The organism is Aeromonas sp. 97A (assembly GCF_051919185.1).
Lineage (GTDB): Bacteria > Pseudomonadota > Gammaproteobacteria > Enterobacterales > Aeromonadaceae > Aeromonas > Aeromonas veronii.
Window position 1 is genome coordinate 4694969 of sequence record NZ_JBQBFF010000001.1, and the last position, 12607, is coordinate 4707575.

The following is a 12607-nucleotide window of genomic DNA, read 5'->3' on the forward strand; positions in this document are numbered from 1 at the left end:
GGAAATATAAAAAATGCTAAGTCCAAAGCCTACCATGCTGGCCCTTGCGGTCGGTCTGTGCTGCGCCTCGTCCGCTTATGCTGCGGCGCCCGGCAAGCCGACCATCGGATGGGGCCCCACCAAGTTTTCCATTGTTGAAGTCGATCAGGCGGCCACTGCCTACAACAATCTGGTCAAGGTAAAGGATGCCGCCGATGTGGAGGTGAACTGGAACCTCTGGAGCGGCGATCTGGGCCAGAGTGCCAAGGTACTGCTAAATGGTCAGGAGGTGTGGTCCGGCCCCTCGGCCGCGGCGGGCAGCGCCAAATTCAAGGTGAAGAAAGGGGGGCGCTACCAGATGCAGGTGGCGCTGTGCAACGCCGATGGCTGTACCCTCTCTGATGCCAAGGAGATCGTGGTCGCCGATACCGACGGCAGTCATCTGGCGCCACTCAAGGCGCCGCTGCAGGAGAACAACAAGCCCTACGCCAACAAGTCCGGCAAGGTGGTGGGGACTTACTATGTGGAGTGGGGGGTCTATGGCCGCAAGTTTATGGTGGACAAGATCCCGGCCCAGAACCTGACCCATATCCTCTATGGTTTCACCCCCATCTGCGGCGGGGATGGCCTCAACGACAGCCTCAAGGAGATCGAAGGGAGCTTCCAGGCGCTGCAGCGGGCGTGTGCCGGTCGCGCCGACTTCAAGGTGGCGATGCACGATCCCTGGGCCGCCATCCAGATGCCGCAAGGCAACCTCACCGCCCATGATGAGCCCTACAAGGGCAACTTTGGCGCTCTGATGGCGCTCAAGCAGGCCTATCCGCACCTCAAGATCCTCCCCTCGGTCGGCGGTTGGACCCTCTCCGACCCCTTCTATTTCCTCGGTGACAAAACCAAGCGTGACGTGTTTGTCGGCTCGGTGAAAGAGTTCCTGCAGACCTGGAAGTTCTTCGACGGTGTGGATATCGACTGGGAGTACCCGGGCGGACAGGGGGCCAACCCGAAACTGGGCAGCCCGAGTGATGGTGCCACCTATGTGGTGCTGATGAAGGAGCTGCGCGCCATGCTCGACGAGCTGGAGGCAGAGACCGGTCGCCAGTATGAGCTCACCTCGGCCATCGGGGCGGGGGGCGACAAGATCCAGGATGTGGACTACAAGGCGGCCCAGCCCTACATGGACCACATCTTCATGATGACCTACGACTACAACGGTGCCTGGAGCAACACCGAGCTGGGCCACCAGACCAACCTTTATGCGGCGAGCTGGGATCCCGCTACCAAGTACACCACCGACAAGGCGGTGAATCAGCTGCTGGCGCAGGGGGTTGAACCGGGCAAGCTGGTGGTCGGGGCTGCCATGTATGGCCGTGGCTGGACCGGGGTGAGCGGTTATCAGGGCAACAACCCCTTCACCGGCAAGGCGACCGGCAAGGTGAAAGGCACCTGGGAGGACGGGGTGGTGGATTACCGCGACATCGTCAACAACCGGATGGGGGCTGGCTGGGAGAAGGGCTACGACGAAGTGGCCGAGGCGCCCTATCTGTTCAAGGCGGCGACCGGCGATCTCATCACCTATGACAACGATCGCTCGGTCAAGGCCAAGGGGCAGTATGTGCTGGCCAACAAGCTCGGTGGCCTCTTCTCCTGGGAGATCGATGCCGACAACGGCGACATCCTCAACGCCATGCACGAGGGGTTGGGCCACGGCGAGGGGACGACTCCACCAGCCAACAAGCCGCCGCTGGCCAACGCGGGCAGTGACTTCAAGGTGACCGGCCCGACCGAGGTGACGCTGGATGGGTCGGCCTCCCACGATCCGGAAAACAGCGCGCTCAGCTTCAGCTGGAAGCAGATCTCCGGCCCGCAGGCTGCCCTGCTTGATGCCACTCAGGCCAAGGCCCGTGTTGTACTCGATGCGGTGACTGCCGACATCAATCTGGTGTTCGAGCTGACCGTGACCGATGACCAGCAGTTGAGTGCCAAGGATCAGGTGGTGGTGACCAACAAGGCGCCGCAGGCCAATCTGGCGCCGGTGGTGAGTGTACCTGCCACGGCCTCCGTGGAATCTGGCAAGCAGGTGACCCTCAAGGCGACCGCCTCTGATCCGAACGGTGATCCCCTGACCTATCAGTGGAGCGTGCCGGCAGGCATCACCGCAACGGGTCAGAACAGCGCCACCCTGGTGGTGACTGGCCCGAACGTCACCAGCGACACCGGCTATGACCTGAGCGTCACCGTCTCCGACGGCGGGCTGGATGCCAGCGCGGCAACCCGTCTGACGGTCAAACCGGCCAGCAGCGGCGGTGGTTGCACGGCGACCGATCCGGATGCGGCCAACTGGCCAGTCTGGAAAGCAGCCAGCACCTATAACAGCGGCGACAAGGTGAGTCACAACCAGCTGGTGTGGCAGGCCAAGTACTGGACCCAGGGCAACGAGCCTAGCCGCACCGCGGATCAGTGGCTGCTGGTGAGCAAGGTGCAACTGGGTTGGGATGCCAATGTGGCCTACAACGGTGGCGAGCTCACCACCCATAACGGCCGTCAGTGGAAGGCGCAGTACTGGACCAAGGGCAATGAGCCCGGCAAACACGACGTCTGGCAGGATGTGGGAGTCGCCAGTTGTAAATAAGCGTTGAATGGTGGCGGGGCATGCCTGTCATGCCCCGTTTTTTCTCCCCGCTTCGCCACATTCTGGCGGGTCTGCCAACCGGTTTCCCCACCCAGCTTCCCTTTTGTGCCTGCAAAGCAGCCCTTCCGGGCTAGTGATTAATGTTCTCCCCGATAGCTGGCATCTGTGCCGCACGCTGCCCTTTGTGGTGCCGCTTGTGTTGATACATGCCGGCATCGGCTCTGGCAAACGCGGCGGCAAAGTCGCCGCGATAGGGGGCCATCCCCATGCTGCACGAGATAGTGGGAGAGGCGCTGGCCAGCATGGCCGTCAGCCTGGCCATCGTCTGTTGCAGCTCGGTCGGTGTCAGAGTGGTGAGCAGCACAAACTCATCCCCGCCGAAGCGGGCGGCAATCACCCCCTGACCGAAGTGCTGGCGTATGCCGTCTGCGATAAGGCGCAGGGCCTGATCACCCGCCAAATGGCCACTGCTGTCATTGAGCTGTTTGAGATTATCCATGTCGATCAGCAGCAGGGTGCCTTCCGGCTGCCCCTGCAGAGCGAGTTCGAATTGCTGGCGATTGGCGAGCCCGGTCAGCTGGTCGGTATTGGCCAGCTGATAGATGCGGCGGGACTGCTGATAGATGGTGATGGCGTGGCGAATATCCCGCGCCAGGATCGCCATCAGGTGGCTGTCGTAGCGGGTAAAGGCATTACGTTTGCTGCTGTCTATATTGATCATGCCGTAGAGCTGACCATCGATATGGATCGGGGTCGCCAGCGTGGCCTGGATGGGCAGGTCGGTGCAGTTGACCAGCAGCTCTCTGTCCTGTTCGGACAGGGGCATGGTGGCATTTATCTTCGACAGGTCGTTGATCAGCAAGGTTTTGTTGCAGCGCCCCTGAGTCAGCTTGTACTGAAAGGTGTGCTCCAGCGGCAGATTGATCCGCCGCAGTTTCACCAGATCCATGCCGATGGCCGCTTCATACCTCAACATGCCTGTGCCCGGCAGCAGCTTGATCAGGCAGCCCATCTCGGCTCCCGGGATCAACATCACGGCTCGTCTGAGCAGATCCTCCAGAAAGGCCTCTTCGGTCTGGTATTGCGCCGAGTTGCGGGCCAGTTCGGCGGTGGTTTCGTTGATCTTGAGCGCCTCACTCAGATGCTGCCACTGGCGGTGCAGATGGTAGCGGTAGTGGCGATAGAGCCAGAAGGTGCAGATAAGGTAGCTCTGGACTAGCAAGGTGCTGGCAAGCGGCGCCCTTTGCCAGCCATTGAGGCTGTTGATAAGCCAGATCATCCCGGCCAGTGGCAAGGCATAAATCGTCAAACGAACAAATTTGTCGTATCTGGATAACCGGGTGCGTGAGGGCAATTCGCTGGGCATGAAGACACCTGCTGGCCATGCAAAGCGGCGATTATAAATTCATTAGTTGCGATACAGATGGGTCTTTTGTCGCATATTGTTCTTACTCATTGATTTTTCTCAATTTGGTGTGATGCAGATCAAAAAAATGGTGTGAGGTATCTGGTTGGAGGTGATGAGATTATGTCTGCATATCCGGCTGTTTTTTAAACATTAATTTCTTGAAAGTGGGTAATTGTCGGGGTTGGTAACTGGTGGGCTGGCAATGGTCCGATTTGCTTACTTATCAGAATTACCCTACAGTCAATCGGCGATTATTTATCGCCAGAAATAACGTTGTGACAAGGGCAAACCGATTGAAAAGTCGGGACGCAAAGCTTCCGGTCTAAGGGTCAAGACGACCTAGGATAGCGGGGCCACCACAGTAGAATGCAGGCTGCCTTTGCCAAGGGGTGGCCGTTTTTGTGTCACCTGTCGTGTTGCGTTGCCCTTTCGTTTTTCCCATAACGAAACGAAAAGGAAAGCAATATGCTAAGTCCAAAACCCGCACTGCTGGCCATGATGGTCGGTACCCTGCTCGCCTCCTCCGCCGCTTATGCGGCAGCTCCCGGCAAACCCGCCATCGGTTGGGGCCCCACCAAGTTTGCCATCGTCGAAGTCAGCCAGTCCGCGACCGCTTATAACGAGCTGGTCAAGGTGAAGGATGGCGCCGATGTGACCGTCACCTGGAATCTCTGGAACGGCGATATCGGCCAGAGTGCCAAGGTGCTGCTGGATGGCAAGGAAGTCTGGTCCGGTCCCTCTTCCGCCGCTGGCACTGCCACCTTCAAGGTGCACAAGGGGGGCCGCTATCAGATGCAGGTCGCGCTGTGCAACGGCGATGGCTGCACCCTGTCTGATGCCAAGGAGATCGTGGTCGCCGATACCGACGGCAGCCACCTCGCACCACTCAAGCCAGCCCTGCAGGAGAATAACAAACCCTATGTCAACAAATCCGGCAAGGTGGTCGGCACCTACTATGTGGAGTGGGGGGTCTATGATCGCAACTTCACCGTGGACAAGCTGCCGGCCCAGAACCTGACCCATATCCTCTATGGCTTCACCCCGATCTGTGGCGGTGATGGCCTCAACGACAGCCTCAAAGAGATTGCCGGCAGCTTCCAGGCGCTGCAACGTGCCTGTGCCGGGCGCAAGGATTTCCAGGTCGCCATTCACGATCCCTGGGCCGCGCTGCAAAAAGGGCAGGGGTCACTGGTCGCCTGGGATGAGCCCTACAAGGGCAACTTCGGCAATCTGATGGCCCTCAAGCAGGCCTATCCGGACCTGAAGATCCTCCCCTCAGTCGGTGGCTGGACCCTCTCCGACCCCTTCTTCTTCATGCATGAGAAGGCCAAGCGTGACGTGTTCGTCGCCTCGGTCAAAGAGTTCCTGCAGACCTGGAAGTTCTTCGACGGTGTCGATATCGACTATGAGTTCCCGGGGGGCGATGGCGCCAACCCCAATCTGGGGGACAAGACCAAAGATGGTGAAACCTATGTGCTGATCATGAAGGATCTGCGCGCCATGCTCGACGAGCTGGAGGCCGAGACCGGTCGCACCTATCAGCTCACCTCCGCCATCGGGGCCGGTTACGACAAGATTGAGGATGTGGATTACAAGGCTGCCCAGCAGTACATGGATCACCTCTTCGTGATGAGCTACGACTACAACGGTGCCTGGAGCAATACCTCCCTGGGTCATCAGGCCAACCTCTATCAGGCCACCAACGGCTCGGCCAACAAGCGCTACAACACTGATGCAGCGGTGCAGCAGTTGCTGGCGCAGGGGGTCGACTCCGGGAAGCTGGTGATCGGTGCCGCCGCCTACGGTCGCGGCTGGAAAGGGGTGAGCGGATATCAGGGCAACGATCCCTTCACCGGCACCGCCACCGGCAAGATCAAGGGCACCTGGGAAGATGGCGTGCTGGATTATCGCCACATCGTCAACAACCATATGGGCGCAGGCTGGGAGTACAACTACGACGAGACTGCCGAAGCGGCCACCCTGTTCAAGCCCTCCACCGGCGAGCTGATCACCTATGACGACGAGCGCTCGGTCAAGGCGAAAGGCCAATACGTGCTGGCCAACAAGTTGGGCGGGCTCTTCTCCTGGGAGATCGATGCCGACAACGGCGACATCCTCAACGCCATGCACGAAGGTCTCGGTCACGGTGAAGGGGTTACCCCGCCAGCCAACAAGCCGCCAGTCGCCAATGCGGGCAGCGATCTGAGTGTCACCGGCCCGACCGAGGTGACGCTGAACGGCTCCGCCTCCCACGACCCGGAAAATGGCCACCTCACCTATAGCTGGAAGCAGGTCTCCGGCCCGCAGGCCGCTCTACTTGATGCCACTCAGGCCAAGGCTCGGGTTGTACTCGATGCAGTGTCCGCCGACATCAATCTGGTGTTCGAGCTGACGGTGACCGATGACCATCAACTGACCGCCAGGGATCAGGTGGTGGTGACCAACAAGGCGCCGCAGCCCAACCTGCCTCCGGTGGTGACTTTGCCTGCCAGCGTCAAAGTGGAAGAGGGCAAGCAAGTGACCATCACCGCCAAGGCATCCGACCCCAACGACGACGAGCTGATCTATCAATGGCAAGTGCCTGCCGGTATCACGGCGACCGGCCAGAACAGCGCCATTCTGGTGGTCACCGGCCCGGCGGTCGATGTCGAAACCGGTTATGACCTTTCAGTGACCGTCTCCGATGGCGCACTCGACACCAACGCGGCCACCCGTCTCACCGTCACGCCAGTCAACGAAGGCGGTGAGGGGGGCTCTTGCAATACCACCGACCCGGAAGCGGCCAACGTTCCCGCATGGCAGGCCAGCAAGGTCTACAACGGCGGTGACAAGGTGAGCCACAACCAGCTGGTATGGCAGGCCAAGTACTGGACTCAGGGTAATGAGCCGAGCCGCGCCGCCGATCAGTGGGCGCTGCTGAGTCAGGTTGATCTGGGCTGGAACGCTGCCGTTGCCTACAACGGCGGGGATCTCACCAACCACAACGGCCGTCAGTGGAAGGCCAAGTGGTGGACTCAAGGCAATGAGCCGGGCAAGCACGATGTCTGGCTGGATATCGGGGCAGCAAGCTGTAACTGAGGCCTCCTCACCGATGACGGGGCATGGCGACATGCCCCTCATTCCCGGTAGCAATATGAACGAGAACCCGACAATGACCACAAATGTGACCCGAATCGCTGCCCTCATCATGGCAACCCTGGCGGCTGGCCCCCTGTCTGCCGCCACCTCGTCCCTTATATTCAATGACACGACACCGCAAAGCGATCTGGCGGGTAGCCTGGCTGCCAGCGTGCAGTTTGCCCAGAGCCAGATCCTGCCTTCCCATCCCAAAGAGGGGGATCGCCAACCCATCCTGACCAGCCTGCGCAAGAGCCTGCTGCTGGTGAAACCACTCCAGGCCGACGGGGTGACCCCCATGACTGTGGAGGCCCGTGACGGCAGTGGCACGCTGCTGGGCACCCTGACCTTGTCACCGCCATCGGCGCTGCCCGAGACTGTCTACCACCTCGCGGGGGTTCCCGAAGGGGGAGTGAGCTTCATCCCGGAGAGCGGCACCACTGCCGTCATCAGCAGCAGTGCTGATTTGGCCAAACTGAACGACAAGAGCGGCGCCTTCCTCAAGGATCGGTTGACTGGTCGAGCGCTGGTGGAGATCCAGACCGCCGACGGCCGCTGGGTTCGGGATATCTACCTGCCCGTTAGCCCGGAGCTGGAGGGCAAGATGGTGCGGATCCGCTCCAGCGCCGGTTATAACTCGACGGCCTTCTATGGCGAGCGACAGGTGACCGTCTCCCGTGGCCAGACCCTGCAGTTCAAGTTTGCCAATGGGCAGTGGTTCCGCGAGGGGGAGCTGGAGAACAACCGCATCACCTATGCAGCGGATACCTGGAGCGGCGAGCTGCCTGCCGAGTGGATCCAGCCCGGACTGAACCTCTCCGTTCGTCAGGGCAATCTCAGTGGTGAACTGCGTGACATCAAGGTCGGCGCCCCAGGCGAGCTGCTGCTGCACACCATCGACATCGGCATGCTCACCACGCCACGGGATCGCTTTGCCTTTGCCACTGACAAGGTGGCTCATCGCGAATACTTCCAGACCATCCCGGCCAGCCGTTTGATCGTCAGTCAGTATGCACCGCTCTCCCTGCCTGAGGTGATGCTGCCCAACGGCACCTTGCTGACCGATTTTGACCCGAGCGAAGGGGGTTGGCATGGCGGCACCATGCGCCAGCGCATCGGCAAGGAGCTCATCTCCCACGGCATCGACAATGCCAACTACGGCATCAACAGCAGTGCCGGTGAAGGGGAGGGAAGCCATCCCTTTGTGGCGGCCCAACTGACGGCGCACAACAGTCGCGGCAAGTATGCCAATGGAGTTCAGGTGCACGGTGGGTCAGGTGGCGGTGGCATCGTCACACTGGATGATTCGCTGGGCAACGAGTTCAGCCACGAAGTGGGCCATAACTTCGGCCTTGGCCACTATGTAGATGGCTTCCGTGGCTCGGTTCATCGCAGTGCCGATCAGCTCAACTCCAGCTGGGGCTGGGACAGTGACAAACACCGTTTCATCCCCAACTTCTCGCCGACCCGCACCAATGAGGATGCCTGTCTGGATGGCCAGTGCCAGCCACCGTTCGATGGCCGCAAGTTTGGCTACGATGCGATGGCGGGCGGCCGCCCTCTCTCCGGCGCCAACCGTTTCACCCTCTATACCCCCAATTCCGCCGCCATCATCCAGCGTTTTCTGGAGAGCAAGGCGGTGTTCGATGCCAACTCGGCCACCGGCTTTAGCAAGTGGAACAGTGCGACGGCCAGGATGGAGCCCTATCAGCACACAATCGAGGGGATCGAGAAGGTCGATGCTCCCATGGATGCCCTGAGCGAGGCCGGACTGAGTGCCCTGCTGGCGGATTACGGCTTGGTAAGGGTCGCCATGTGGGATGGACGCTGGACTCGTGATATCCGGGTGCCGGTTGCCTCTGCTGACAACCGTGGGCGTAGTCTGACCATCGATCACGGGGCCGGTTACAACAGTCGCCTCTTTATCAACGGCAAGGAAATTGTGGTGAACCGGGGCTTCAAGAAGAGCTTCACCTCGGATGGCCAGAGCTGGGTGGAGGTCTCCCCCATCGATACCAAGATTGCACGCAAGCCCGAGCAGTTCGGCGTGCCGGTGACCACCCTGGTGGGCTATTACGATCCGCAAGGAGCCCTGCGCAGCTACATCTATCCGGCGCTGCACGGCGCCTATGGCTTCACCTACCCGGATGACAGCAGCACCCTGTCCGGCAATGACTGTCAGTTGCAGGTGGAGACCCGCGATGGTCTGCAGCGCTTCAGGCTGGCCAATCACCGGGCGGCCAGCAGCGTCATGAACAAGTTCCACATCAACCTGCCCACCGCCAGCGAGCCCGGCCGCGCCACCATCCAGTGCCGTGGCCAGACACTGGTACAGCAGAGCTTGCTGCCACCGCAGCAGACCCTCTCCTTTACCGTCAACGGGCGGCCGCTGGAGCAGGGCGTGGTTGAGAACCAGCCTCCGGTGGTGACCGTACCGGCGCAGCTCGGCGGCATCGGTGGTGAGTGGCTGACCATCACTGCCGAGGCGAGCGATCCTGAGGGGGATGCGCTCAGCTACCGCTGGCACTTCCCGGCGGGCTGGCAGGCGGAGGGCGAGACCAGTGCCAACCTGCGTCTGTTACCGCCGGTTGTCACCACCAGCGAGCAGCATGAGCTGAGTGTGAGCGTCTCGGACGGGGTACATCAGAGCGAAGGGCGCATCGTGCTGACGTTGGCGCCCGTGGTCGATGGCTCTTGCAACACCACCGATCCGGAAGCGGCGAATGTTCCCGCATGGCAGGCCAGCAAGGTCTACAACGGCGGCGACAAGGTGAGCCACAACCAGCTGGTATGGCGTGCCAAATACTGGACTCAGGGCAATGAACCGAGCCGCGCCGCCGATCAGTGGGCGCTGGCGAGTCAGGTTGAGCTGGGCTGGAGCGCGACCGTTGCCTACAACGGCGGTGAGCTGACCAACCACAATGGCCGTCAGTGGAAGGCCAAGTGGTGGACTCAAGGCAATGAGCCGGGCAAGCACGATGTCTGGCTGGATGTCGGGGCGGCAAACTGCCCCTAGGTTGAGTCCATGATGAAGATGGCGGAGCCTGTTCAGGCGGGCTCCGCCTTTTGCCACAAAACCATAGAGAGCAACAATAATGAAAAAAAACCGCATCACCCTTCTGCTTGCCGGCATGATGCTGAGCGGCCACCTGTGGGCGGCCGAGGCATACGACATCAACAAATCCTATCCGGGCGGTAGCCAGGTCAATTACAACGGCCAGGTTTTCGAGGCCAAGTGGTGGGTCAACCCGGGTCAGACTCCCGGCATGGCGGCTGCCAATGAGTGGGATACCCCGTGGAAGCTTGTCGGCGAAGGGGAAGTGACCCCGCCGGACACCGGCGGCGATGACAAGCCCAATCCGCCGACGCCTACCCCGCCGGATGGCAGCACCACTCCCGTCTATATGAGCCAGGCCGAGCTGGATGCCAAAGAGAAGGCGCTGACCGACTTCCCGGCGATGGAAGCGGTCAAGGCCTCCATCGCTACCCGGGACAATCTGGTGGTCGAGGCGGTGCTGCCGGGTCGTGCCGACAACCCGGGCAACGTCAAACGGGTCGAAAGCCTGCTGAGCGAGAGCCAGTTCAACTACCTCTTCCCGCTACGCGCCCCCGAGTACACCTATCGTGGCCTGTTGCAGGCGGCGGCCAAGTTCCCGGCCCTGTGCGGCGACTACAGCGACGGCCGCGATGCTGACGCCATCTGCCGCAAGACCTTGGCGACCATGTTCGCCCACTTCGCCCAGGAGACCGGCGGCCATGAAAACTGGCGCCCGGAGGCCGAGTGGCGTCAGGCGCTGGTCTACGTGCGCGAGATGGGATGGAATGAGACCATGCGCGGCGGTTACAACGCCGAGTGCCGTCCCGATGTGTGGCAGGGTCAGCAGTGGCCGTGCGGTACGTTCGACAATGGCGAGTTCAAGAGCTACTTTGGCCGCGGCGCCAAACAGCTCTCCTACAACTACAACTACGGCCCCTTCTCCGAGGCGATGTTCGGCACGGTGCGCACCCTGCTCGACCGCCCCGATCTGGTGGCCGACACCTGGCTGAACCTGGCCAGTGCGGTGTTCTTCTATACCTATCCGCAGCCACCCAAGCCTTCCATGCTCCATGTCATCGATGGCACCTGGCAGCCGAATGACCATGACAAGCAGAACGGTCTGGTGCCGGGCTTCGGGGTTACCACCCAGATCATCAACGGTGGGGTGGAGTGCGGCGGCCCGGTCGAGCACGCCCAGTCCCAGAATCGCATCAACTACTACCGCGAGTTTGCCAACTACCTCGGGGTAGCGGTGCCATCCGATGAGGTGCTGGGTTGCAAGAACATGAAGGTGTTTGACGACAATGGCGCCGGTGCCTTGCCCATCTATTGGGAGCAGGACTGGAGCTATGTGGCAGAGAACCCCAACGGCGGCAAGAGTTACGCGTGCAAGCTGGTGGGCTACCAGACCCGGTTCAGCGCCTTCAAGGCGGGGGATTACAGCCGCTGCGTTCAGCACTTCTATCCGGAGGTGGTGATCGAGGATAACGGCGGTGCACCAACCTACCGCCGGTGGCCAATATCACCGGCCCGGCGCAGGCCGAAGGCGGCAGCAAGATGACCCTTTCTGGCCAGCACTCCAGCGATCCGGAAGGCAAGCCGCTCTCCTATGCCTGGACAATCCCGGCTGGAGCCTCTGCCCCGGCACTGGATCAGGTCACTCTGGAGTTGACTCTGACCAAGCCGGCCAGCGATACCAAGCTGGATATCAAACTGACGGTCACAGATGAAGGCAATCTGAGCCGCAGCACCACCCATAGCCTGCTGGTGAAAGGAGAGGAGGGGGGCGTAACGCCGCCTGACTATCCAGCCTATAAAGAGGGGACTCCCTACAAGGCGGGCGAGCGGGTCAGCAACGGCGGTGCCAGCTACGAGTGCAAACCGCATCCCTACACCGGCTGGTGTGCCGGTGCCGCCTGGGCCTATGAGCCGGGCAAGGGTACGGCCTGGGCCGATGCCTGGATCAAGCTCTGAGCCGTTTCAGGGTTACAAGGCTTACCGATTAGCCAGCGCACTATCTGGTGTAATCACAGTCTGGAGCAATAAAAGATGGGGCCTGCGGGCCCCATTCTTGTTTGGTGGAGTTCAGGTTTGGCCGTGGAACATCTGGCCCAGACAGGACAGCGCCTCGAAAGGGCTGTGTAATGATGTGTGTTGTTTTTTTATTACATTTTCCGTGAAAGGCTTTCAGCAATTACTTGCCGTAGCGGAAGTAGTATTCACGGGTGGAGGGGGCATAGGCATCTTTCTCTACAACGCCGTTCTTGGTAGTTGCACCGCGCAGGTGGAACAGGACTGCCAGATTCTCAAACATGGTTTACCTCATCGCTCTGTCATTTATGGTTATGGTGTGTGACCTGGGTCACGGTTTGATCCTATGGTCATTTGTGAGCTAGATCAACTTTCTGTGTTGTAAATTTACAAAAATCATGGAAAG

The 12607-nt window shown here is 60.6% G+C and carries 4 protein-coding genes, 1 pseudogene and 1 riboswitch; of the genes and pseudogenes, 4 read left to right on the forward strand and 1 reads right to left on the reverse strand.

All coding sequences use genetic code 11. The annotated features are described in order from the left end of the window. Positions 1-13: 13 nt before the first annotated feature. Positions 14-2608 carry a glycosyl hydrolase family 18 protein gene (locus ACTG27_RS21590; protein ID WP_439980434.1) on the forward strand — a complete coding sequence of 865 codons (2595 nt, stop codon included), beginning with the start codon at positions 14-16 and terminating at the stop codon, positions 2606-2608. 130 nt (positions 2609-2738) lie between these two features. Here ACTG27_RS21590 and ACTG27_RS21595 read toward each other — a convergent pair whose 3' ends face one another. After that, the gene (locus ACTG27_RS21595; RefSeq protein ID WP_439980436.1) at positions 2739-3974 is read right to left on the reverse strand and encodes a sensor domain-containing diguanylate cyclase; all 1236 of its coding nucleotides are present in this window, start codon (positions 3972-3974) and stop codon (positions 2739-2741) included. Between the two features lie 315 nt (positions 3975-4289). Then, positions 4290-4377: riboswitch (cyclic di-GMP riboswitch) on the forward strand. Between the two features lie 104 nt (positions 4378-4481). Between ACTG27_RS21595 and ACTG27_RS21600 the strand changes: the two genes are divergently transcribed. The 3 genes and pseudogenes from ACTG27_RS21600 to ACTG27_RS21610 all read left to right on the forward strand — a co-directional run bounded on the left by ACTG27_RS21600 (position 4482) and on the right by ACTG27_RS21610 (position 12144). Further along, entirely contained in the window at positions 4482-7094 is a 2613-nt protein-coding gene (locus tag ACTG27_RS21600; RefSeq protein ID WP_439980438.1) for a glycosyl hydrolase family 18 protein, read from the forward strand. A gap of 73 nt (positions 7095-7167) precedes the next feature. Further along, the gene (locus ACTG27_RS21605) at positions 7168-10149 is read left to right on the forward strand and encodes a M66 family metalloprotease (RefSeq protein ID WP_439980440.1); all 2982 of its coding nucleotides are present in this window, start codon (positions 7168-7170) and stop codon (positions 10147-10149) included. 79 nt (positions 10150-10228) lie between these two features. After that, positions 10229-12144 (forward strand): annotated as a pseudogene (locus ACTG27_RS21610) (glycoside hydrolase family 19 protein). Positions 12145-12607 lie beyond the last annotated feature (463 nt).

What these genes read in the sequence shown, in the direction of transcription:
- ACTG27_RS21605 (WP_439980440.1), top strand. Translation starts at nt 7,168, where the DNA reads ATGACCACAAATGTGACCCGAATCGCTGCCCTCATCATGGCAACCCTG.
- ACTG27_RS21595 (WP_439980436.1), bottom strand. Translation starts at nt 3,974, where the DNA reads ATGCCCAGCGAATTGCCCTCACGCACCCGGTTATCCAGATACGACAAA.
- ACTG27_RS21600 (WP_439980438.1), top strand. Translation starts at nt 4,482, where the DNA reads ATGCTAAGTCCAAAACCCGCACTGCTGGCCATGATGGTCGGTACCCTG.
- ACTG27_RS21590 (WP_439980434.1), top strand. Translation starts at nt 14, where the DNA reads ATGCTAAGTCCAAAGCCTACCATGCTGGCCCTTGCGGTCGGTCTGTGC.